We start from the raw sequence: 23,148 nt of genomic DNA on the forward strand, positions 1-23,148 counted from the left end.
AAACGTCGGTCACGACATATAGCCTTTGCTGTAGAAAGTTGCGGCCCGACGGGCTTCCACGGACGCGTCCTCGACGCGGACGAAGGACACGCCCCCATACCGCACGAGCCATTCGTGCTGCCTGGGGGAAGTTCTGTGACGGTTCTCCGTCTCACCGCCGAGTCGCTGCTGTCACCCGTCGAGCAGAAGTTCGCGCAGAAGCTCGCCGAGCAATTGAAGATGAGGGACGGAATCACCGTCTCGAGTTCCGAGGTGCGGTCGTGGGAACGGAGCCTCCCCATGGTCGCCCAGGACCTCGTCGCCGCGGGCCTCGGCCATGTCGAGATGCTCATCGAGTACAAGCTGCCTCTGACCAGCAAGCGAGCGGACGTGGTCCTCGCCGGCGTCGACCGCCGCACCGGCGGCGACGCGTACGTGGTCGTCGAGCTCAAGCAGTGGAGCCGCGCCGAGGTGTGGGACGAGGACCCGAGCCGCGTGCTGGTCCACAACATGACCGGGAAGCCGAAACTCCATCCGGCGCTTCAGGCCAAGGGGTACGCCGAGTACATATTCGGCTTCCTCGTCGAGCTGGCGAAGAACCCGGACGCGCTGCACGCCGTCGCATACCTGCACAACGCGGCGAGGGGCGATGTCGCCGATCTCTATGACGTCGTCGAGGACGACCGGACCCGGTTGTTCACGCAGTCGACGCGCGGTGCGTTCATCGACTACCTGCGCGACCGTTTCGCGCCCGCCCCCGGACACTCGGCCGCCGACCGCTTCCTGAGCAGCGAGGTGCGGCCGTCCAAGCAGTTGCTGGCGCACGCCGCCAAAGAGATCCGCGATCGCGACCAGTTCGAGCTGCTGGACGAGCAGCGCCTGGCGTACGAGCTGGTCCTGCACGCCGTCGACAAGGCCCGCAAGGAGGACCTGAAGACCGTCGTGGTGATCACCGGCGGTCCGGGGAGCGGCAAGAGCGTGATCGCGCTGTCGCTGCTGGGCGCGGTGTCCGGCCGCGGGCTCTCGGTACTGCACGCCACCGGTTCGAAGTCGTTCACGCAGACGATGCGCCGGCACGTCGCCAAGGGCTCTCCGAAGACGAAGGCGATGTTCAAGTACTTCAACAACTTCATGGAAGCCGACCGGAACGGCCTCGAGGTCCTGATCTGCGACGAGGCGCACCGCATCCGGGAGGAGTCGGCGAACCGATACACGCCGGCCCGGCTGCGGACCGGCCGCCCGCAGGTCGACGAACTGATCGACGCCGCGAGGGTCCCGGTATTCCTGCTCGACGGCCGCCAGAACGTCCGGCCTGGGGAGATGGGGACGCTCGAGGAGATCCGCGCCCACGCCGAGGGCAAGGGACTGAACGTTCAGCACGTCTCGCTGGATGAGCAGTTCCGCTGCGGCGGGAGCCGCAAGTACGAGGAGTGGGTGGTGCGGCTGCTCGGACTCGACGGGCGGACCCCCGAGCCGTGGACGGGCGACGACGACTTCGAGGTGTCGCTCGCCGAGTCCCCGCAGGAGATGGAGGATCTGCTGCGCGACCAGCACGAGCGCGGGCGCACCGCCCGGATGACCGCCGGATTCTGCTGGCCGTGGAGCAACCCGCGCGAGGACGCCGGAGGACAGGCACGGTCCCTCGTCCCCGACGTCGTCGTCGGCGACTGGGCGCGGCCGTGGAACGTCAAGGGCGACCGGGCGGTGGGCGACGCACCGCCGAGCGAGCTGTGGGCCACGAACCCCGGCGGCTTCGGTCAGGTGGGCTGCGTCTACACCGCACAGGGGTTCGAGTACGACTGGAACGGCGTCATCCTCGGCCCCGACCTCGTCTTCCGCGGCGGGAGGCCGGTGATTCGGCGTGAGGCCAGCCGGGACCCCGCCCTCCGCCCGAAGACGGTGACGGACGCGCAGGCCGCGGAGCTGATCCGCAACACCTACAAGGTGCTGCTCACGCGCGGCATGGTCGGCACGCTCATCTACTCCGTCGACGAGGAGACACAGGACTTCCTGTCCCGCCTGATTCGCTGAGCGTTCCCGTGGTTGTCCGGAGGCGGTCGGCAGGTTGTTCGGGGTTCAATGATCCCGGGGTCGGCGGGTGCTCCTAGGATGTCCGGGCCTGACGGCGGGTCAGTGCGGGGAGAAAGGGTGGTGCGGGGTGGCGGACCTGGCTATTGCGGACTCGTTCATGCCGCAGTACGCCAAGTTGGAGCCGAAGGTGCGCAGGGGCGTGGACGCGGCGATCGCCAAGTTCGCCGAGCACACGCATGCGGGGCTGCATCTGGAGAAGCTCAACAACGCCAAGGACCCGCGGATCCGGACGATCCGGATCGACCAGTTCTGGCGCGGGGTCGTGCTGGCGCCGGACAAGGGCGACGTGTACTGCCTGCTCAAGGTGATGCCGCACGATGACGCGATCGCGTGGGCCAGAAGCCGGAAGTTCTCGGTCAACCAGGCGATCGGTGTGCTGGAGGTGCGGGACCAGGTCGCGCTGGAGGAGATCTCGCCGGCGCTGGAGAAGGTCGCCGAAGGGACTCGGTCGCGGCTGCTGGAGCATGTCTTCGACAAGGACCTGCTCCGGCTGGGGATCGACGAGGAGCTGATTCCGCTCGTCCGGCTGCTGACCGAGGACGCGCATCTCCTGGCCCTGGAGAAGCTGCTGCCGGAGGCGCAGTACATCGCCTTGCTGGCGCTGGCCGAGGGCATGAATCCGCAGCAGGCGTGGGAAGAGGTCGCCAAGACGCTGGTGGTGGACGAGAAGCCGTCCGACGTCGACCCCGATGACCTGGTGGCGGCCATGCGCCGGTCGCCCGGGCAGGTCGTCTTCGTCAACGGGCCGGAGGAGCTGCAGGACATCCTCGCGCATCCGTTCGACACCTGGCGGATCTTCCTGCATCCAATACAGCGGCGGGTGGCGTTGCGGCCCTCCTACAACGGGCCGGCGCAGGTGACGGGTGGAGCCGGTACGGGGAAGACCGTCACAGCGCTTCATCGTGCGAAGTTCCTCGCTTCCAAGGGCGGCCGGGTTCTTCTGACCACGTTCACGCGGAATCTGGCGGAGGCGCTGGAAGACCAGCTCGCCTTGCTCGTGGACGACCCGGACGTGCGGCAGCGGGTCCACGTCAAGAACGTGGATTCGCTTTCCTACGAGATCGTGGGAAGGCACCACAGGCCCGCAGTGGCCGGGGACGATGTCCTCGATCCGCTCTGGGAGGAGGCCGCCGAAGGGACGCCGTTCTCGCCGTCCTTCCTGAGCCGGGAGTGGGAGCAGATCGTCCTGGCCCAGGGGCTGGAGAGCGAGGAGGACTATCTCGCGTGCACGAGGACCGGCCGCGGGGTCCCGCTGGGCAAGGCGCAGCGGTCGGTCGTGTGGCGTTCCATCCGGCATGTGACGGACGGGCTGGCGGCCGAAGGGAAGTCGACGTTCACCCAGCTGGCCAATGAGGCGGCGGAGCTGGTGGCCGGGCCCGAGTACGACCACGTGATCATCGATGAGGCGCAGGACATCCACACCGCGCAGTGGCGGCTGCTGCGGCGGCTGGTGGCGGAGGGGCCCGATGACCTGTTCATCGTCGGAGACCCCCATCAGCGGATCTACGACCGCCATGTCTCGCTGGCGAGTCTGGGCATCAACGTGCGCGGGCGCAGCACGAAACTGAAACTCAACTACCGGACCACGCAGGAGATCCTGGCCTGGTCGGTGCCGCTGCTGGGGCTGTCGCCGGCGCAGGGGCTCGATGATTCGGCGGACACGCTGGAGGGCTACCGCTCCCCCATCCACGGGCGGCGTCCCGTCGTGAAGGGATATCCGGACCAGGCCGCGGAATTGGACGGGCTGGTCGAGCAGGTCCGAACCTGGCTGGACGCCGATGTGGAGCCAAGTGCGATCGGGGTCGCGGCCCGGTACGTGTGGGTGGCGCGTAGGGCGGCGAAGCGGCTGAAGGAAGAAGGCATCCCGGCGTACCAGGTGCCCAGCAAGTCGCAGGGTGTGCAGGTCGGGACCATGCACAGGATGAAGGGCCTGGAGTTCCGCTGTGTCGCGGTCATCGGCGCCGACGAGAAGTCGATGCCTGCGGCAAAGGCCATCACGCCGAAGCATGAGGATTCAAAGGCACACGCGCAGGACATCCAGAAGGAACGGTGCCTGCTCTTCGTGGCCTCAACGCGGGCGCGGGACCATCTGTACGTTTCGTATGCGGATGCGCCTAGCCCGTTCCTGCCTGGTTGAGGTCGTCCAGGAGAAGCCGCAGGCCGGGTATCTGCGGATGGTCGTCGCCGTAAAGGTCTGTCAGGTCGGCCAGGAGACCGGTCAGTTCCTTGAGGGCCCGGTCCGTTTCGCCTGCGGCGAGTTTCAGGCGTGCTACCCGTTCGCGGACGCGCAACGTCAGGGCGTCGTAGGGACTGCCGCCGGAGACGTCATCCAGGAGCTCCTGGAGATGCCGGAGCGCGGCGCGGGTCGCGCCGAGACGGGCTTGGCAGACCGCTTCCTGTTCACGGCAAGCCAGGACGTTGGGATCGTCAGGCCCGTACCACTCGGCCAAGGTCACGGCGGCCGCGCGGTAGGCGTGGACAGCGCGGCGGTAGTCGCCGCCATGGAAGAGCACATCGGCAAGGTCCAGACGAAGCCCCATGTACTCGGGGTCTTCATCCCCGATGGCTAGACGGGCCGGTTCGATCAGGTCGGAGAGCAGTTCCGCTGCCTGGGTGTAGCGGCCCTCTTCAGCGAGATCACCTGCTTCCGCGCGCACTTGGACGACTTCGTCGAAAGTGGGCAGTTCGACTGGCTCGGCAGGGGTCTCCGTGCGCGAGGCCGTCCCGGTTATCTGAATTCGGCTGATGGCGTTGGCGTACAAATGTTGCGGGGCGACCGTGTCGACGATGCCCGGCAGAGGGTGGAGGGAGGTGACGAACTCCAGGAGGCGACGGTAGACCTCGTCGGCATTCGCTGGGCGGTCGACCGGTTGCTTGGCGAGGAGTTGCAGGACGAGGGCGTCCAGTCCAGTCGGTACATCGGGACGTAGATGGCTCGCTGGGATCGGTGGTTCTTCCTCGTGGCGGCGCAGCACCTCGTAGGGGGTGTTGCCTAGGAAGACTTGGCGGCCGGTGAGCATCTCGTAGAGTACGCAGCCGAGTGAGTACAGGTCGCTGTGCGGGCTCGGGCTGCCGTATACCTGCTCCATGGCGGTATAGCCCGGCGTGTAGGGCGCGCCAAGGCCGGTGGTGGTCCGGCGGACGTCGCCGGGGCCGAGCCCCACCGCGGCGCCGAAGTCGAGGACTTTGACCGAGCCGTCCGGGCACAGCATCAGGTTGCTGGGCTTGAGGTCACGATGGACGAGTGGACGGCGGTGGGCGACAGTCAGGACGGCGCACACCTGAGCGGCTATCAGTGAGGCCCAGGAGATGGAGAGCGTGTCCACCTCGTCGAGGGCGTTGGCGACAGTGATGCCGTCGACGTACTGCATCACGAGGTAGAAGCTTCCTTCGTGGCTGCCGTAGTCGTAGACGGTCGGGACGCCGGGATGCTCGAACCAGGCGGTGCTGCGGGCCTCGTGCTCAAAGCGGGCGACGAGCGCCTCGTCCGACACGCGGGTGAACTTGACCGCCAGGCGGCGGTCGAGGAAGCGGTCGTAGGCGCGCCACACCTCGCCCATCCCGCCGCGCCCGATCGGCTGGTCGAGCACGTACCGTTCGCGTTCTCCGAGGACATCGCCCCGCTGCAAGAACCCACCCCTTCCGCCTGTGCCCGCAGCGTACTCGGGTCCGGGCAACAGCGGCGTGGTCGCTCGTCTCAGCGCGACGGGCGGAGGGTTCCGGCGCCGAGTTCCTCCAGGCCGAGGCGGACGGCGTCGATGCCCGCGTCGTAGGTTTCGCGCAGCGCGGTCTGCAGCGCGCACAGTTTGCTGAAGGCGCGACCCAGTTCGGCTTGCTCGTCCAAGGTGAGGCGGGGCAGGCGGGCGCGGCGGACGTCGTAGCGGGCGGACGAGGTGGAACTGCGCAGCCGGGCGCCGTGCGCGCCGAGGAGGAGCCAGCCGGCGACGAAGTCGGGATCGCTGCGGGACGGGTCGACCCTGACGATGGCCAGGCCGGGGCCGGTGATGGCGCCGCCTTCGGTCATGACGCGTACGGCGGGATGGCGTGCGGCCAGGGACACGACGATGTCGCCGGTGGCCAGGCGGAGGTCGTCCTGGGTCGCGGCGGCGGTCAACGTGGGCTTCCGGTGTTCGACCAGGTCTTCCAGGGTCAGGACCGGGTCGTTCCCTTCGCCGATGTTCACCTTGCCTGAGGCGCGCCAGACCTCCAGCACTCCCGCCTTCGCGAGTTCGCCGATCGTCGTCATCGGGACGTCATCGCGTGCCTCGGACTGGGTCAGGAACGACAGTTCGGCGGCCGTCCGCTGGAGTTCTTCGGCCTTCGCTGACAGCAGTTCACGGGCGACGGTGAACGATCCCTCCGACGTGGGGGCGCTTCGTTGCGGAAGGTATCGCGCAGGGGTGAGGTCTACCTCGTCGTCCAGCAGATCGATGATGCGCACGACGACGCTGGAGTCGGTGCCGTCATCCTTGCCCTTGAGGTACTTCCTCCAGGCGTTGAGGGCGACCTTCTCGAAGTCGGCGGGGTCGGCCGACGTGTCGACCATGAGGACGTCGTCCGGGGGCTGGTCGCCAGGGGACGGACGACGCAGAACCCACACCGTGAGCGCGACGGCCATGTTCGGCACCGCGCCGGCCGGCAGGCCGATGACCGCCCTCAGCGCGCCCCTGCGGAGCAGCTCGGCGCGGACGCGGCGTCCGGAACGGCGGTTCGCGACGGCAGGAGGCATGAGCATGACGACGGCACCGCCGGGACGGACGTGGGCGAGGCCGTGTTGCAGCCACGCGAGCTCCGACTCCATGCGGGGTGGGAGCCCGTACTCCCAGCGTGGGTCGCCGGTCAGCTGCTCGTAGCCCCACCCCCGGTCGTTGAACGGCGGGTTGGTGACGACTAGGTCGACCGTCCGGCCGGTGAAGGCGTCGGCGAGGAGCGAGTCGCCGGAGTGGATCTCGGCGGGAGCGCCGCGCAGTGCGAGCTGGACGGCCGACATCCGCGCGGTCGTGTCGTCGATCTCCTGCCCGAGGAGCTCCTCGACGTCCTTGAACCGGTCGTTCGCCATGCCGAGGTACGCGCCGGTGCCGCAGGCGGGGTCGAGGAGGGTGCGCGCGGGGCCGCCGAGGTCGAGCATCAGCCGGACGACGGGTTCGGGCGTGAGGTAGACGCGGCGGCTGTGGTGCTCCAGGTAACGGGTGCGGAGGAACTCGAAGGTCTCCGCGACTCCCAGTTCGTCCACGAGCTGGGAGAGTGCCCGGACGAGCGGGACGGGGTCGGCGGGCAGGGCGTCCGGCAACAGGTCGGTGTGGGCGCGGACGGCGCCGGGGAGGGCTTCGGCGATCTTCTCGTCAGGGGCGGACGACAGGTCGCGCCAGTGGCCGGGGTCGGCGCGCAGGTAGAGGAGGAAGGCGCCCGCGAAGGTGAGGACGTCGGCGAGTTCGACGTCCCCGTAGGCGGCGCCGCGGAGGGTCTGCCAGACGCGTTCGCGGACCGGCGAGTCGGCGAGTTTGCCCTGGCCGCGGAGCCATGCCTCGACTTCGGCGAGGGAGAACGTCGGGCTGACCGCCGTCCCGCCGACGGGCTGGGGGAAGTCGTCGTGGCGGCGGCGCCAGTTGCTCACCGCGGCGCGGCCGACCGCGGCCAGCCGTGCGATATCGGCCGCGGTCACCGTCGCATCGTTCGACACCGGCACTCCCATCAGCGGACACGCATCCGTGATCTCACCCTAGCGCCTTCCAGCGGTTGATCTGGTTCACCAGCACAGCCGGACTCTCGCCGACACACACAGGAGCGCACAACTGTTTACAGGTTGATTGCATTCACAGTTCACCCTATGGTTGCCTGTGTACAGCGATCTGCATCCCCCTGAGAGCAGCGGAGTTGATGACGATGCACGTGCCGACGATGTCCCTGCGCGAGTTCGACGACGCGCAGCGGCGGATGCCCCCCGGCCTCGCCGAGCGGACCCAGCGCCTGCGGGCCTGCGCGACCCGCGCCGCGTGGTGCGGCTGCTGCGGGGTCGCGCGGCGGCTCCTGCGGCTGTGCTTCGCCGCCGTCCGGCATGGCGACGACGCGATCGCGGAAATGCTCCTCGGCGAGGCCGGGCACTACATCGGCACCGGGCGGCACCCCGCGACGTGCCCGCAGATGCCGCCGCGTCCGGCACGGCGCGACGGCCGGGCCCCGGCGCAGGGGCGGGTGCCAGGCTGGACCGGGCTCCCGGGACCGCTGGTCGCCGCGACCGACGCGAGCTGGAAGCGGGGCACCTGCGGGATCGGCTACGTCGTCAGCGACGGCCGCTGGGGCATGCGGGGCTGGACGTTCGGCCCGCAGGACCCGACCGGGCCCCACCGGGTGCTCAACGAGACCGCGGACTCCCTGGCGTCCATCGCCCGGCGCCGCGCCACCGAGACCTTCGACTCCACCGCCCGCGCCGAGGGCCTCGTCGAGGCGTTCCTGCACGCGTGGCACCGCACCGGCGGCATCGCCGCCTGAACCCTGGAGAACGAGATGAACCCCGACCAGCACGGCCCGCACGCCTACCACCGTCCCGGGCCGCCGATGCCCCCGTACGCCGTGCCACCGCGGAAGCGGCGCGGAAGGGGCTGCCTCTACGGCGCCATCGGGGGCGCGGCCACGCTGTTCCTGATGGCGTCGTGCGGGGCGATCGTGGCCACCACCGGCGGCGCCGCCGACCCGGCTGCCACGTCCGGCGACTCCCCCGCGGCCTCCGCGCCGGCCGGCGGCGACGCCGGCGAGAAGAAGGACGAGAAGCAGCCCAAGAAGATCACGAACGGCATCGGCCGCGAATACCGGGACGGCAAGTTCGCCTTCACCGTCACGAAGGTGAGGAAGGGCGTGAAGAAGGTCGGCAACGAATACGTCGGCGACACCGCCCAGGGACAGTTCGTCTTCATCCACGTGACGGTGAAGAACATCGGCGACGAGGCCCGCAGCTTCACCCACCACAACCAGACGCTCATCGACACCGAGGACCGCGAGTTCGAGGCCGACCCCGAGGCGTCGATGTGGTCCGGGCAGGACACCAAGTCCTTCCTCCAGCAGATCAACCCGGGGAACTCGGTCAAGGGAACGCTCATCTACGACGTCCCCCGCGGCACGAAGCTGAAGGCGATCGAACTGCACGACTCGATGTTCTCCCGCGGGGTGACGGTCCCCCTCGGCGGCGGATGACGGCTCGCCCCATGCCGGTTCGGTCGAGTGCGGGCGGCGTGGTCACGTTCCGTGACGTGTTCATGGCGGATCGTTTACCATCGTGTGATGCGGGCGCGGCACGAGTTCGGGGTGCTCGGGCCCCTGGAGGTTCGGCGGGACGGGGTGCCGCTGCCCATCGGTGCGGCCAAGCTCCGTCTCCTGCTGGCCGCCCTGCTCGTGGACGCCGGTCACGTCGTCCCCGTCGACACGCTGGTGGGCCGGTTGTGGGGCGAGGAGCCGCCTGCGCAGACCCGGAACACCCTGCAGAACTACGTCCTGCGGTTGCGGCGCGCGCTCGGCGAGGGCGGAGCCGAGATCGTGCTGACCCATCCCCGGGGCTACCTGGTCGAAGTCGAGCGGGACGCCCTGGATCTGCACCGGTTCGGCGCGCTCGTCCGGCAGGGGCGCGCCGAGCTGGAGGCGGGCGGTGCGCCCGACCGCGCGGCGGCCCTGCTGCGGCGGGCACTGGGGCTGTGGCGGGGCGCGCCCCTGTCGGACCTGCCGCCCGACCTGCTGCAGGACGTCCTCCCGACCCTGGCCGAGCAGCGCCTGGACGCGCTGGAGCTGAGCATCGACGCCGACCTGGCGCTGGGCCGCGCCGCCCACGTGCTGCCGGAACTGCGCAACCTCATCGGGACACATCCGCTGCGCGAGCGCTTCTGGGCCCAGCGCATGCGGGCGCTCTACCAGTGCGGCCGGCAGGGTGAGGCGCTGGAGTGCTACCGCACGGTCGCCGCGCTGCTCGCGGACGAGCTGGGCATCGACCCGGGAGCGGAGCTGCAGGACCTCCACCGGCGGATCCTGGCCGCGGCCCCGAGCTCGGTCCGGCGGCCGGCCCGGGCGCGGGGCCGCGAGAGCACCGGCGGGGAAACCTGCCGGCCGAGACGACCACCTTCGTCGGGCGCGAAGGCCCGCTCGCGGAGGCGCGGCGGACGCTCGGGAGCGCCCGGCTCGTCACGCTGACCGGGGTCGGCGGCGTGGGCAAGACGCGGCTGGCACTGCGGGTCGCGGCCGAGGCCGCCGCGTCGTTCCCCGACGGGGCGTGGCTCGCCGACCTGGCCGTCCTCGCGCCGCGGACCGATGCCGAGCAGCTGGACCGGACGGTCGCCGAGTCGCTCGGCCTGCGCGACCAGTCGGCGCGCGCCCCGGCCGACGCGGTGGCCGATCACCTGCGCGACCGGCGCGTGCTCCTCGTCCTGGACAACTGCGAGCACCTGGTACAGGCCGTCGCCGCGCTGGCGCTGCGGCTGCTGCGGGCGGCCCCGGGCCTGCGGATCCTCGCGACGAGCCGGGAGCGGCTCGGGGTGCCGGGCGAGCACGTGCTGGTGGTCCCGGGCCTCGCCGTCCCGGACGGGGAAGGCGGCGGGCAGGGCGGCGCCCACGGCGAGGAGGCCGTGCGCCTCCTCACCGACCGGGCCGCCGCCTCCGCTCCGGGCTTCGCCGTCACCGGCCGCAACCGGGACGCGGTCGTCCAGCTGTGCCGCCGCCTGGACGGCATTCCGCTCGCCATCGAACTGGCGGCCGTCCGGCTCAACTCGATCGGCGTCGAAGAGATCCTCGACCGCCTGGACGACCGCTTCCGGCTGCTGGCAATGCCCCAAGGCCGCGGCGGCGGCCGCTACCGGCAGACGCTGGGTGGCGTGGTGGACTGGAGCCACGAACTCTGCTCGTCCGGCGAGCGGCTGCTGTGGGCGCGCCTGTCGGTCTTCGCGGGCGGGTTCGACCTGGAGGCCGCCGAGGCGGTCTGCGCGGGAGAGGGCATCGCCCGCGACGAGGTGATGGACCTGCTCGCGGGCCTGGTCGACAAGTCGATCGTGATGGCGGGCGACGCGGAGGGCAGGACCCGCTACCGGCTGCTGGAGACCATCCGAGGGTACGGGTGGCGGCGTCTCCGGGAGCGGGGCGGCGAGACCGAGATCCGGATCCGGCACTGCCGGCACTACCGTGACCTCGCGGTCCGCGCCGCCACCGAGTGGTGCGGACCGGACGAGATCGCCTGGCTGCGGCGACTGCGCCGCGAGCTGCCCGACCTCCGCGCCGCCCTGGAGTTCTGCGCCGGCACCCCCGAGCACGCCGGGACCGGCCTGGAGACCGCGGTCGGTCTCACCCGGGCGCGGTCGTGGTTCTTCAGCGGCACCATCGGGGAGGGCCGCCACTGGCTGGATCGGCTGTCGGCACGGTCCGGCCGGCCGCCGCCCGAGGAGAGCGCGCACGCGGCGGCGATGCGGGCCTTCCTGGTGATCGTGCAGGGGGACCGGGCGGCGGTGCCCGACGCCATGGCGGCGTGCCGCGCGGCGGTCGGCCCCGGCTCGCCCGAGGCCCCCTACCTCGAAGGTGTGCACGCCCTCCTCATCCAGGGCGACCCGGGGTCGCTCGGCAGGCTCGCCGCGGCCCGGGAGGGGTTCCGGGCCGCGGACCGGCCGGGCGACGCCCTCATGGCCACCATGTTCTGGGCCATGTCCGCCGTCTTCCTCGGCGGCCGGGACGCCGCCTTCCACGCCTGCGACGTCTTCCGCGCGGACGCCGAGACCGCGCGGGCCGAATGGCTCGAATCCTGGGCGCTGTGGTCCGGGGGGCTCGCCGAGCTGTGGCACGGCGAACCCGTCCGCGCCCTGCCGCTCCTGCGGGACGCCGTCGTCCGGCAGCGCGCCGTCGAGGACGAGTGGGGGCCGGTGTGGGACGTGGAGGCCCTGGCATGGACGGCCGCCGCCGTCGGGCACCACCGGCACGCGGCGGTGCTGCTGGGCGCCGCGCACCGGATGCGCACGTCGACGGGGGTCGCGATGATCGGCCTCGCGCCTTTCCAGGCCGCGCACGCCGCGACCGAAGGGCGGGTCCGCGGTGCGCTCGCCGCCGAGTCGTACGCGGACGCCTGGAGCCGCGGCGATGCGGCCGAGGACTGCGTCGGCCTGGCGCTGGCCGTGGTGGAGGAGATCTCCGCCGTCCCGCCGGAGCCCCGGCGGGAGGTGACCGGCGCGTGACCGCCGGGCGACCGGCGTGACGGCCCGCTCGGCCATCGTCACCGTGTGACACCGAGAGACGCGTCGGCCGCGGAGGGCCCCGACCAGCAGGCCGACGGGACGAGACGGCGCTGCGCCGTACCGGGCAGCGGCCCGATCCCTGATCCGGACGGTCCCGTGCCCCGCGACAGTGCGTGCTCGCCAGGCGGAACCGAACTCCGGCTCGGCGAGCATGTGAAGCGGCAGACGGCGGCACTGTGCGAGGCGGCCGGAACCGCCCGGGACCTGGTCCGGCCTCTGCTGGACACCGCACTGGAACCGCTCTCGCGGTTGTCGTTGCTCGATCCGCCGCCGGCGCGGAGCCTCGTGTCCGACGACCATTCGCCGGTGGAGCTCTCGCTGGCCTTCACTCCCGGCGCGCCGCCGGTCCCGCGGGTGCTGCTGGAGCCCGGCTACACCGACGACATGGCCCGGAGCGGCCGCATCGGACGTGGGGTGGCCGAGCGCCTGGCCGACCGCGGCGTCCTGTCGTGCGCCCGCCTGCACATGCTCTCCGACCTCTTCCTCCCCGCCACCCCGCACGGGCCGTTCGCGTTGTGGCTGGCCCTGGAGTTCCCGGACGGCCGTCCCCGGGCCAAGGTCTATCTGAACCCCGCGGCGCACGGCCCGGGGCGCTCGGCCGACACCGTGGCCGAGGCGCTCGCCCGCCTGGGGTACGGGGAGGCGTTCCCAGCGCTGAGGCGATACGCCGACCGCCCCGGCGGCTTCCTGTTCTTCGCGCTGGACCTGGGAGACTGGCCCGCTCCACGGGTCAAGGTCTATGTGGCGCACCGGGACTTCTCCGCCGCCGATGCCGCCGCCGCCTCCCGTGCCATGCCTGGAGACCACCCCGGCCGGGTGGCGGAGTTCGTCGGCCTCATCGCCGCCGAGCGCCGGCTACGACGACGTCCGCTCGTCTCCTGCTTCTCGTTCACGCGGGCATGTCCCGACCGGCCCAGCGGCTACTCGCTGCACGTCCCCGTGCGGGACTACGTGGAGGACGACCGCCAGGCCAGGGACCGCGCGGTGGCCGCACTGCACCGGTACGGCATCGACAGCCGTCCCTTGCACCGGGCGCTCGCCGGCGTGACGTCCCGCCCCCTGGACGCCGGCGTGGGGCTGATCGCCTACGTGACACTGACCCATGCCGCCCCGAGCCCGCCTCGCGTGACGGTCTACCTGTCCTCGGAGGCGTACCGGGTCCGCCCCCCTCGCCGGAGCGCGCCCGCCGCATCCGGCGGCGGTGAACCCGGCCCCATGATGGTCGGCGGGTGACCGGGCGGATGGAGCCGTACCGCATCAAGGCCGTCGAACCCCTGCCGCGCACGACCCGGCCGCAGCGCGAGGCGGCCCTGCGGCGGGTGCACTACAACCTGTTCGACCTGCGCGCCGAGGAGGTCACCATCGACCTCCTCACGGATTCGGGCACCGGGGCCCTGTCGGCCGGCCAGCTGGCGGCGGCGATGGCGGCCGACGAGTCCTACGCCGGGTCAGGGTCCTTCCACCGCTTCCGCGACGCGGCCCGGGAGCTGACGTCCTACCCGCACATCCTGCCGGTCCACCAGGGCCGCGCCGCCGAACGCGTCCTGTTCTCCACCCTGGTGGGGCCCGGCAAGATCACCCTCAGCAACACGCACTTCGACACCACCCGCGCCAACGTGGAACTCACCGGCGGGGAGGCCCGCGACCTCCCATGCCCCCAATCGCGGGACGTGGACGGCGCCGCACCGTTCAAGGGCGACATCGACCTTGAGTCGCTGCGGGCCGTCCTCGACGGCCCGGAGGCGTCGCGCGTCGCGCTGGTGCTGATGACGGTCACGAACAACGGATGCGGCGGCCAGCCGGTCTCCATGGCCAACCTCACCGAGGCCGCCGCGGTATGCCGCCGCCACGGCGTCCCCCTGTTCCTGGACGCGGCGCGGTTCGCCGAGAACGCCTGGCTGGTCACCCGGCGGGAGGCCGCCTACCGCGGCAGGACTCCCCACCAGGTCGCGCAGGAGGCTTTCCGTCTGGCCGACGGCTGCCTGCTGAGCGGCAAGAAGGACGGCATCGTCCACATCGGGGGGTTCCTGGGGCTGCGCGACAGCGCGCTCGCCCGGCGGTGCGAGCCGCTCCTGATCGCCACCGAGGGGTTTCCCACGTACGGCGGGCTCGCGGGCCGCGACATGGACATGATGGCGGTCGGGCTGGCCGAAGCGCTCGACCCCGCCTACCTCGCGTCCCGCGAGCACGCCGCCGCCCATCTGGCCGCGCGCGCCCGCGCCGCGGGCGTCGGCATCGTCGAGCCGCCGGGACTGCACGCCGTCTATCTCGACGCCGGACGCCTGCTCGGACACATCCCCGCGCACCGCTTCCCGGGCCAGGCGCTCGCCTGCCAGCTGTATCTGGAAGGCGGCATCCGCTCGGTCGAACTCGGCTCGCTGTATCTGGGCCGGGAAGACGAGCACGGCGAACCGGTCGCCAGCGCACCGCACGAACTGGTTCGTCTCGCGCTGCCGCGCAGGGTCTACACCCGCGGGCATCTCGACCATGTCGGCGACGTCCTCGCGCAGATCGCCGGCGAGCCGGGCAAGGTCCCCGGCTACCGCATCACCGAGCAGGCCCCCGTCCTCCGGCATTTCCGCGTCCGCCTCGAACCGGTCGACGACATGCTCCGGTGCGTCTCCGATGAGAGGGCACATGAACGGCACTGAACGGAATGTACGCGTTTCCTTGCCCGTACGGGCCGGCCGAGTGCGACTCCGGCCAGGACCAGGATGAGTCCGCACACCTGGTGGACGGTCAGCGCCTCGCCGGCGAGCGCGGTGCCGAGCAGCACCCCGGTCGCCGGGTTGAGCAGTCCGATCAGGCCCACGGTGCCCGCGGGGAGGTGCCGCAGCCCGGCGAACCAGGCGACGAACGCGAGCGCGGTGGCGACCAGGGCCACGTAGGCGAAGGCGAGGAGCGTCGGCATGGAGACCGCGGGCGGACGGCCCTCCACCGCCGCGGCGACCGGGAGGAGGAAGAGACCGCCGGCGACGAGCTGCCAAGTGGTCGAGGCGAGCACATCGACGTCGGAACTCCAGCGCTTGGCCAGGATGTATCCGAAGGACGACATCACCATGGCGGCGGCGGAGGCCAGGACCCCTCCCACGTTCACGGTGTCCGTCCCCGCGAGCAGCATGAGGCACACCCCGGCGAGCCCGATCGCGGCACCGGCCAGAGGGGCGGCCCGGGGCCGCTCGGACACCAGCGGCCACGCGATGAGCATCATCGTCAGCGGGGACGTCGCCATGACCGTCGAGGCGACGCTCGTCGGAAGCAACTGTGACGCGATGTAGATGAGGGCGAAGAACACGCTCACGTTGAGCAGCCCGAGCACGGCGGACCTCCACCACCATGCGCCGCGGGGCAGCGTCCTGGACAAGGCCAGCAGGACGAGCCCGGCGGGCAGTGCCCGGAAGGCCGCTCCGTAGAGCGCGTGGTCGGGAGGAAGGAATCCGCGGGTGACGAAGTAGTTCGTCCCCCAGGCCACCGGCGCCATCGCCGTGACGGCCGCCCAGCGCAAGTTGGCTTCCACGGAAGGCAATATAGCTTCCCCGGAAGATATATTGCCTTCCATGGAGGACCGGCAACCGCTCGACCACGTGGCCCGCATCCAGGCCGACTGGCGCCGCGAACGTCCCGACGTGGACGTCACCCCACAGGGAGTGATCGGCCGCCTGCACCGTCTGGCCGGGCATCTCACCAAGGAACTCTGCGCGGTCTACGACCGCTACGGGCTCAGCGAGGGCGAGTTCGACGTCCTGTGCGCCCTGCGCCGTGCCGGCGAGCCCTACGAACGGGCGCCTGGGGAACTCGCCGTCCACACCATGGTCACCACCGGCGCCATGACGAAGCGACTCGACCGCCTGGAACGGGCCGGGCTCGTCACCCGCCGCCGCTCCGACGACGACCAGCGCAGCCGGATCGTCGCCCTCACCAGGCCCGGCCGCGAACTGATAGACCGCGCATTCACCGACCACATGCGCAACGAGCGACGCCTATTGGACCTGCTGCCCCCCAGCGAGGCCGAAGCACTCGAAACACTGCTCACGTCTTGGCTAGCGCGAGCAGAACCCCCGTCCCCACCCACCGGCGACTGAGACCACCGCTCCCCTGGACGGTCGTCGGCCGAGTGCCTGCCAAGCCCTGATGGGGGTGCTCGCCGCATTAGGGTTCGGCAGTGATCGAATCGATGGCGTTCGTGCACGCCGGGTCGGCACTGTCGGACCTGGTCATCGGTGACTGGCACTTAGCGGCTGGGTCCGAGAGTTCTACAGAGGGGTGCGGCAGACTTGGGATGACTCGTTGGGGGGTGGGACGTGCGAGGAGGTCGGTTGGCCGTCGAGGAGCTGGAGGCATTGCGGGGGCCGCTGACCGGCTACTGCTATCGGCTCCTCGGGTCCGCGGCCGATACGGATGACGCGGTTCAGGAGACTCTGATTCGGGCGTCGTCCAAGTGGGAGCAGTACGACCCGGGCAGGGCGCGGTTGAGTACGTGGGTCCATCGGATCGCCACCAATGTCTGCATCGACATGCTGCGGGCGGCGAAGCGGCGGGCCTTGGTGATGGACGTGGGGTCGGCGGGGCCGGAGCTCGGTGCGCCGCTGCCTCCGGAGTCCTGGGTGGAGCCGATGCCCGACTCGCGTGTGCTGGGCGAGCAGGATCCCGGTGAGGTCGTCCTGGGGCGGGAGTCGGTTCGGCTGGCGTTCATCGCGGCGCTCCAGCACCTCGCTCCCCGGCAGCGGGCCGTCCTTGTGCTGCGGGACGTTCTCGTGTTCAGCGCTCAGGAGACCGCCGAGATCCTCGGCACGACCGTGGCCGCGGTGAACAGCGCGTTGCAGCGGGCGCGGGCCTCACTCGAAGCCGCCCGGCCTGATCCGTTCGACGTCTACGACCCCGAAGACGCCGGCCAGCGTCATCTGCTGCGTCGCTACGTGGCCGCTTTCGAGTCCCATGACGTCGCCGGGTTGACCGCGATACTGCGTGAGGACGCGGTGGCCTCCATGCCGCCGTTCCTGTGGCGGCTGGAAGGCGCTCGGAGGATCGCTACGACCGTCGGGGCCGCCGACTCCTGTGCGGGCGCGCGGCTGATGCCGTGCCGCGTCAACGGTGCGCCCGGGTTCGGGCAGTACCGGCCCGGGGACGACGGCGCCCTCCACCCGTTCGCGCTCGTCGCGGTCGACGTACGGGACGGCCAGATCGCCCGGATGGTGACGTTCCTTGGTACCCAGGACCGGTTCGCCGAGTTCGGTCTCCCGGAGTTCCTTCGAGGTGCTGAGCACGTCAGCATGTGAGCGATGAGTTGCCGCACTACGCGTCGTACAAGTCGATGAACACCCTTACGACGCGGAAGGACGGCCTGATGGAGACAGACTCGGCCCACCTGACCACAGAAACCCGTGCGGAGCGGGAGCGGCTCGCCGACCTCCTCGGCGACCTCGCGCCCGAGCAGTGGGACACGCCGTCCCTGTGCGACGGCTGGCGGGTCCGTGAGGTGGTCGCCCATATGACGATGGCGTACCGGACCAAGGCGATCCAGGTGATGGCAGGCATCGTCCGGGCCCGGTTCTCGTTCAACCGGTACGCCGACCGGGACGCCCGGGCGGCGACGCAAGCGATGAGCGAGGCCGAACTGCTCGGCCTTCTCCGCCGCAACATCGACCACCCCTGGCAGCCGCCGGGTGGCGGGCAGGCCGGCGCCCTCAGCCACGACGTCATCCACGGTCTCGACTTCACCGAGCCGCTCGGCCTGCCCGCGGCACCGCCCGAGCGCATCGCCCTGGTCCTGGCGGCGAGCAGGCCCCGGCAACTGAAGTACTTCGGGGTCGACCTCGGCGGGCGGAAACTGGCCGCCACCGACTCCGGCGCGGTCGTCGGGGACGGATCCACCGTCGTGGAGATGACCTCCAAGGACATCCTCCTCGTGGTCACCGGACGGCGCGCCCTCAACGAGGTCCCGCAAGCGAGCCGGTGACGGCTCAGCAGGACGGGCGGACACCGAAGACGCCGGCGGCATTCCCGCCGTGTCGCGGGCGCACGGCGCTTCACTGGTTCCACGGTGGGTGCGCACCGAAGGGCCGGCCCTTGCCGTAGCTCAAGGACATGACGCCGCCTGACGACGACCTGTCGTCAGGCGGCGCCTTTTCGACGTCCGTCCGTGCCCGGATCGCTCCCTTACCTGGTCACAGAGTGTGCACCCAGGTGCCGGAGGTGTAGCAGTGATCGCTGGCAAGAGGGTCGGTCGGGCAGTACGGCGCCTTCGTAGTGGGCTTACCCGTGCGGTCGACCCAGATGTAGTCGACATGCCCGTCGGGAGTGGCCGCCCGGGGGTAGGTTTCCGGCTCGCCGTCGTGGTCCTTCCAAGTCGGCATTGTCCCCTTGTCCTGGGCCACTAGATCCTGCATGCCCGTGAAGTATGCGGGAACCGCGTCACGGAGATCAACGGGCAGCAGATTGAAGTCGCCGGCGAGTACTCTCGCTTGTCCGGCCGCGTACGCCGTGGCCATCACGAGGTATTCAGCGGCTTGCGGTCTCGCCCACTCTTCCTCATTCTCCAGGTGGGTCGTGCAGACCGTCATGACCCCGATATAGGTCTGCAGTTTGAGGCAGAGCATGGTGCGGCACTCGTCTACTGTGCAGTCCAGGCCCTCATCTCGCGACGGGAGGTAGCGCGCGATGCCGTCCACTTTGACACCACCCGGATGCAGGATCGCACTACCGAACGGCTCGCCTCCGCAATCATTGGTGTTCTCGGGCAGGCTGACGACCATCGTGCCCGGGCTGCCCGTCCTGGTGACCAGGTCCTCGAAATCCTGCCGGCAGACCTCGTTGAGCGAGATGAACCAGGGGCTGTCGGTGCCCTTGAAAAAGGCCACCAGGTTCTTTGCCCGGTCCTTGAGCACCGGATGTTCAACGCACGAGTCGTTTCCAGCGCAGATGTTGTAGTGCTGGATGGGGATCTCCAGGAGCGCAGCGGCACGACTGGACGCCGATGGCTGCGGTCGCTGTACGTTCGCGGGCGTGTACTCCAGGACCATCGGCTTCCCGTCGGCGGCCTCGATGACCCGCGTCGTGGGACCGGACGTGACCGGTGGTGCACTCTCGGCATACCCGGGAATGCCGGCAAGGCCGAACGCCATGATCATGATGACGGCGACGGCCAGCGTCGCCCTTACTCTTCGCACTGGGAGCTCCCACCTGCTGAATCGGAATGCCCCCGATGGGCAGGCTCAGTGTGCGGATCCAACCGTGGGCCGTCACGTTACTGGCCGATCATGGTCATCGACGGGTTTTACAACCGCCCATCGACTGCAATTCGGCCAGCCATATAACGCTGCGGAGCCCGTCGCGGTCGCTCAGCCGACCCGGAAGGTCTCGCCTGGAGCGGCGTAGACGGTGGGGCCGTCGAAGCGGGTCGAGGCAGCGGCCACCGCCTGCCGAGGAGTGAGGGAACGTCCGACGTGGGTGACGATCAACCGGCTCGCCTGGGCCGCGCGGGCGGTGTCACCGGCGTTCTCCGGCGTGTGGTGGACCTGCTCCCCCGTGGCCGGGATCTCGGCACTGTCGGCCTCGCACAGCAGCACGTCGCACCCCTCGGCCAGGCTGGTCAGCGCCGGGCAGGGAGCCGTGTCCCCGGAGTACACCAGTGACCCGCCCTCGCCCTCGACGCGCAGCGCGAAGGCCGGCATGCCGTGCGATACCGCCCGGCTGGTCAGTGTTAGCGCGCCGATTCGGGTCGAATGCCCGTCCTGCAGTTCCTCTATGGCGAAGGCGGACTCGACGGGGCTGCGGACGGAGGTGTTGGTGAGGAAGTGCGCCAGCCGATCGGCAATGCCCGGCGGGCCGTACAGGGGGATCGGGGCAGCGAGGCGGATGTCGGCGTAGAGCGCGCCGTAGTAGGCGGTGAGGAGGTCCGCGCTGTGGTCGGCGTGCAGGTGCGAGATCCAGATCGCGTCCAACTCGTCCAGCCGGACGTGCCGTTGCAGTTCGGCCAGCGTCCCGGTGCCCGCGTCCACCCACACCCTGGCGCCCGCGCCGGACACCAGGTAGCCGGAGCACGGGTTCCCCACGCTCGGGTACGGCGTCGCGGACCCCAAAACCGTCAGACTGAGATTCTCCCTCGCCATCCGCGAAGTCTAGAACGGGTGATCAACATACGCGTTCCGCACGAAACCGCGCCGCGGCCATGCACGGTCATGTTCGCGACCGAGCGGGCGGCGACATCGAGGTCGCGACCTTGATAATGGCCTTACCGCCGTCCTCGGCCGGGCAATTGGAGGCGATACGTGAGTGATTGGCAGGTCCAGGGCTTCCAGGAAGTGCGGGAACTCGGCCGGGGCGGCCAGGGCAGGGTGGTCCTGGCCCGGCACGTGGAGGCCGGTACCCCGGTCGCGATCAAGTACCTCCCCGCCGATGCCGGCCTCGACAGCAGGGAGCGGTTCCGCCGCGAGTCGCAGATGCTCGGCCGTGTGGCCAGCCCGCACGTCGCGCGCCTGTACCGGTTGGTGGAGAACGAGCGCGGTATCGCGATCGTGATGGAGGTGGTCGACGGCGTCCCCCTCACCAGGGTCCTCGGCCACCACGGGACGCTGGAGCCCGAGGCCGCGCTGACCGTGCTGAAGGGCTCCCTGCGGGGACTGGCGGCCGCGCACGAGGTAGGGGTCGTCCACCGCGACTACAAGCCCGCCAACGTCATCGTCCCGGCCGACGGGTGCAGCAAACTCATCGACTTCGGTGTCGCGGTGTGGTCGGGGGAAGGCAGCCGCGCCGGGACGCCGCACTACATGGCACCCGAGCAGTGGCGCGGCGGTCCCGCGTCCCCCGCCACCGATGTCTACGCCGCCACCTGCGTGTTCTTCGAATGCGTGACGGGCCGCCGCCCGTATCCGCCCGCCGAAGGGGCCGCGGGCCGGGCCGCGATCAGGGCCGGGCACCTGTCGGCGCCGGTTCCCGTCGAGGACGTGCCCGAGAAGCTGCGGGGGCTCGTGGCCAGGGGAATGGCCAAGGAGCCCGCCGAGCGCCCCGAGGACGCCGAGGCGTTCGCGGCGGAGCTGGAGGAAACGGCCCGTGCCGCGTACGGGGCGGACTGGGAGGGGCGCGGTATCCGCGCCCTCGCCGGCGGAGCCGTCGCGCTGGCCGCGCTGTTCCCGCTGATGGCCGCCGGATTGACGTCGGCCGGGGCGGGCGCCGGAGGCGCGGCGACCGCGACGGCGGGCACGACGGGCGTGCTGTCCGCGCTGGGCACCAAGGCCGGCGCGACGGTGGCGGGCGCCGCCGTCGTGACCGCCACCGTGGGCGGCGGCGTCGGCGTCTACCAGGCCACCTTGCCTGAACCGGCCGAATCGCAGGTGGCCGTCGCCGCGACTCCCAGCCCGACGGGCAAGCGGCTGGATCTCGGCGATTTCACGATCACCGCCCCCAAGTCCTGGAGGGTCACCCGTATAGAGGGCGAGCTTGGCGGATACCGCGTTCGGGTGCCCGGTGAGTGTGCGCCCACCGAGTACCGCGGCGAGGCCTGTCCGATGGTTCAGGTGCTCGGTTCCAAGTGGGTGGACCCGCCCCCGACGACGGCCATCGAGAGCTACGAACCCGCCTATGCGTGGCATCCGGGAACCGACCCGTCGCACATCTGCCCTCCCCGCCCCCTCATCCCGTCGGCGAGCGGCGTGCGGCTGCTGAACCAGGCGTTCGCCAAGGTCGGCGACCGCACCGCCGAATACCGCGAGTGGCGGATGCAGTGCGCGGACTTCGTTGCGGGCGGCATGCGCGCGCGGGACGTCTTCTTCGTCCAGCGCCTGTGGTACCTGCCGCAGTCGCGGATCCTCATAGTCGACGAGTGGGACACCCCCGGCCTCGCGCAGATCCTCGCCCGCGCCAAGTGGACCTGAGGGACCCGCCTCCGGCCGGGGCGCTTCTGCGCTGACAATTCCAGTCGACTCCGAAAATGCGTATTCGGTCTTGCCGTGGGTGCATTTTCTGGCGTGGGCGGGCCATTGGAACCGGCCGTTGGACGAGGCGTCGCATTAGCGGACAATGCCGGGCGGCGGGTCCGGGTCCCGCCGTAGGCGTCGTCGGGTGCGGTCAGGAGAGCGGTAATGGCGGATGTGCCCAATGTTTCGTTCTGGGAGCGCGGTGAGCGGCAGCAGGTTCGACGGTGGCCGCTGGGCGGGGGCGCGGCGCTGCTGTTCCTCGGCATGGGGCTCGTCGCCGCCTCGCCGGTGATGCTCTACCGGCTCGGCGTGGCCGGGGGTGTGGAGTGGGACGAGATCGGCGCCATCGGTGACGCCCACGGCGCGGCGGCGACCCTGCTCACCGCGGTGTCGCTGGTCGGCATCACCGTCTCGCTGCTGCTCGGCGCCAAGGACTCCCGGACGAACCGCGCCCAGGCCGTCCGCACCTTCCACTTCAAGCTCGTCCGAATGCAGCTGGAGGGTCCGGAACTGCAGTGGGCCAAGGCGTCGGCCCGCCGTCCGGCCATGAAGGACACGCCGACCGGGAGCGGCCCGACGAACCCCGCGGGCACCGAGACGCTGGGGATAGCCCGCCGTGGAGGTCGGGGGGAAGCCGTCGTCGCCCGTGCGGCAGTCGATGGGCCCGGCGGGCGGATTGGTGGGCGCGGCGATGGCGTCGAGGCGGTGCCGGGTGAGCAGGTCGTCGATCGAGCGCGACGCCCGCCGGGCCAGTGTCGATGGTGTCCTTGAGCAGCACCGGGATCCCGTCCAGCGGCCCCCGCAGCCCGCCGGCGGTCGGACGCCGCCGCCTGCGCGAGCGCGGTCGGTCCAGCGCCAGCACCGCTCGCACGGCTCCGTCCAGGCGGCCGATCCTGCCGAGATACGCCTCCGTCAGC

At 70.9% G+C, this 23,148-nt stretch carries 18 protein-coding genes; 13 read left to right on the forward strand and 5 right to left on the reverse strand.

The features are described from left to right. The first annotated feature begins 135 nt into the window (after positions 1-135). Positions 136-2,010: a DUF2075 domain-containing protein gene (locus IEZ03_RS00485; RefSeq protein ID WP_229807878.1), complete on the forward strand. Its 1,875-nt coding sequence runs from the start codon at positions 136-138 to the stop codon at positions 2,008-2,010. 127 nt (positions 2,011-2,137) lie between these two features. Then, positions 2,138-4,207 (forward strand): UvrD-helicase domain-containing protein, encoded by a 2,070-nt coding sequence (locus tag IEZ03_RS00490; protein ID WP_184883102.1) that lies wholly within the window; start codon positions 2,138-2,140, stop codon positions 4,205-4,207. On the opposite strand, the gene IEZ03_RS00495 is transcribed toward IEZ03_RS00490, so the two are convergent. Together IEZ03_RS00495 and IEZ03_RS00500 are read right to left on the reverse strand one after the other, a co-directional pair. Further along, positions 4,185-5,699, reverse strand: coding sequence for a serine/threonine-protein kinase (locus IEZ03_RS00495; protein ID WP_229807879.1), 1,515 nt, complete (start codon positions 5,697-5,699; stop codon positions 4,185-4,187). The two genes, IEZ03_RS00490 and IEZ03_RS00495, sit on opposite strands and share 23 nt — an antisense overlap. A gap of 68 nt (positions 5,700-5,767) precedes the next feature. After that, positions 5,768-7,750: an N-6 DNA methylase gene (locus IEZ03_RS00500; protein ID WP_229807880.1), complete on the reverse strand. Its 1,983-nt coding sequence runs from the start codon at positions 7,748-7,750 to the stop codon at positions 5,768-5,770. A gap of 197 nt (positions 7,751-7,947) precedes the next feature. Here IEZ03_RS00500 and IEZ03_RS00505 point away from each other — a divergent pair, with 197 nt between their 5' ends. From IEZ03_RS00505 to IEZ03_RS00525, 6 genes are all read left to right on the forward strand, one after another. Further along, positions 7,948-8,559, forward strand: coding sequence for a hypothetical protein (locus IEZ03_RS00505; protein WP_184883098.1), 612 nt, complete (start codon positions 7,948-7,950; stop codon positions 8,557-8,559). A 15-nt stretch (positions 8,560-8,574) separates the two neighbouring features. Continuing rightward, positions 8,575-9,258 (forward strand): DUF4352 domain-containing protein, encoded by a 684-nt coding sequence (locus tag IEZ03_RS00510; protein ID WP_184883096.1) that lies wholly within the window; start codon positions 8,575-8,577, stop codon positions 9,256-9,258. Between the two features lie 87 nt (positions 9,259-9,345). Then, on the forward strand, positions 9,346-10,242 hold the full coding sequence (locus IEZ03_RS37365) for an AfsR/SARP family transcriptional regulator (RefSeq protein ID WP_229807881.1): 897 nt from the start codon (positions 9,346-9,348) through the stop codon (positions 10,240-10,242). A gap of 14 nt (positions 10,243-10,256) precedes the next feature. Then, entirely contained in the window at positions 10,257-12,260 is a 2,004-nt protein-coding gene (locus IEZ03_RS00515) for an ATP-binding protein (protein ID WP_229807882.1), read from the forward strand. Positions 12,261-12,305: 45 nt separating this feature from the next. Beyond that, entirely contained in the window at positions 12,306-13,553 is a 1,248-nt protein-coding gene (locus tag IEZ03_RS00520; RefSeq protein WP_184883094.1) for a tryptophan dimethylallyltransferase family protein, read from the forward strand. Next, positions 13,550-14,971 (forward strand): tryptophanase, encoded by a 1,422-nt coding sequence (locus IEZ03_RS00525; protein ID WP_221480646.1) that lies wholly within the window; start codon positions 13,550-13,552, stop codon positions 14,969-14,971. Before IEZ03_RS00520 ends, IEZ03_RS00525 begins: the two co-directional genes overlap by 4 nt. Here the strand turns inward: IEZ03_RS00525 and IEZ03_RS00530 are convergent. Next, the gene (locus tag IEZ03_RS00530; protein WP_229807883.1) at positions 14,860-15,837 is read right to left on the reverse strand and encodes a DMT family transporter; all 978 of its coding nucleotides are present in this window, start codon (positions 15,835-15,837) and stop codon (positions 14,860-14,862) included. The genes IEZ03_RS00525 and IEZ03_RS00530 overlap by 112 nt on opposite strands. A gap of 40 nt (positions 15,838-15,877) precedes the next feature. Between IEZ03_RS00530 and IEZ03_RS00535 the strand changes: the two genes are divergently transcribed. The 3 genes from IEZ03_RS00535 to IEZ03_RS00545 all read left to right on the forward strand — a co-directional run bounded on the left by IEZ03_RS00535 (position 15,878) and on the right by IEZ03_RS00545 (position 18,276). Next, a complete protein-coding gene (locus tag IEZ03_RS00535; RefSeq protein WP_184883090.1) occupies positions 15,878-16,402 on the forward strand; it encodes a MarR family winged helix-turn-helix transcriptional regulator in 525 nt (174 codons plus the stop codon). 234 nt (positions 16,403-16,636) lie between these two features. Further along, positions 16,637-17,596, forward strand: coding sequence for an RNA polymerase subunit sigma-70 (locus tag IEZ03_RS00540; protein ID WP_184883088.1), 960 nt, complete (start codon positions 16,637-16,639; stop codon positions 17,594-17,596). Between the two features lie 68 nt (positions 17,597-17,664). After that, the gene (locus IEZ03_RS00545; protein ID WP_229807884.1) at positions 17,665-18,276 is read left to right on the forward strand and encodes a maleylpyruvate isomerase family mycothiol-dependent enzyme; all 612 of its coding nucleotides are present in this window, start codon (positions 17,665-17,667) and stop codon (positions 18,274-18,276) included. Positions 18,277-18,484: 208 nt separating this feature from the next. Here the strand turns inward: IEZ03_RS00545 and IEZ03_RS00550 are convergent, their stop codons facing one another. Continuing rightward, positions 18,485-19,486 carry an endonuclease/exonuclease/phosphatase family protein gene (locus IEZ03_RS00550; RefSeq protein ID WP_184883086.1) on the reverse strand — a complete coding sequence of 334 codons (1,002 nt, stop codon included), beginning with the start codon at positions 19,484-19,486 and terminating at the stop codon, positions 18,485-18,487. A gap of 171 nt (positions 19,487-19,657) precedes the next feature. Next, the gene (locus IEZ03_RS00555) at positions 19,658-20,428 is read right to left on the reverse strand and encodes an MBL fold metallo-hydrolase (RefSeq protein WP_184883084.1); all 771 of its coding nucleotides are present in this window, start codon (positions 20,426-20,428) and stop codon (positions 19,658-19,660) included. A gap of 159 nt (positions 20,429-20,587) precedes the next feature. On the opposite strand from IEZ03_RS00555, the gene IEZ03_RS00560 reads away from it, so the two are divergent. Both IEZ03_RS00560 and IEZ03_RS00565 read left to right on the forward strand, forming a co-directional pair. After that, a complete protein-coding gene (locus IEZ03_RS00560; RefSeq protein WP_184883082.1) occupies positions 20,588-22,189 on the forward strand; it encodes a serine/threonine-protein kinase in 1,602 nt (533 codons plus the stop codon). A 207-nt stretch (positions 22,190-22,396) separates the two neighbouring features. Continuing rightward, entirely contained in the window at positions 22,397-23,002 is a 606-nt protein-coding gene (locus IEZ03_RS00565) for a DUF6082 family protein (RefSeq protein ID WP_184883080.1), read from the forward strand. Positions 23,003-23,148 lie beyond the last annotated feature (146 nt).

The sequence above is a fragment of the Actinomadura livida genome (assembly GCF_014648675.1).
GTDB lineage: Bacteria > Actinomycetota > Actinomycetes > Streptosporangiales > Streptosporangiaceae > Spirillospora > Spirillospora livida.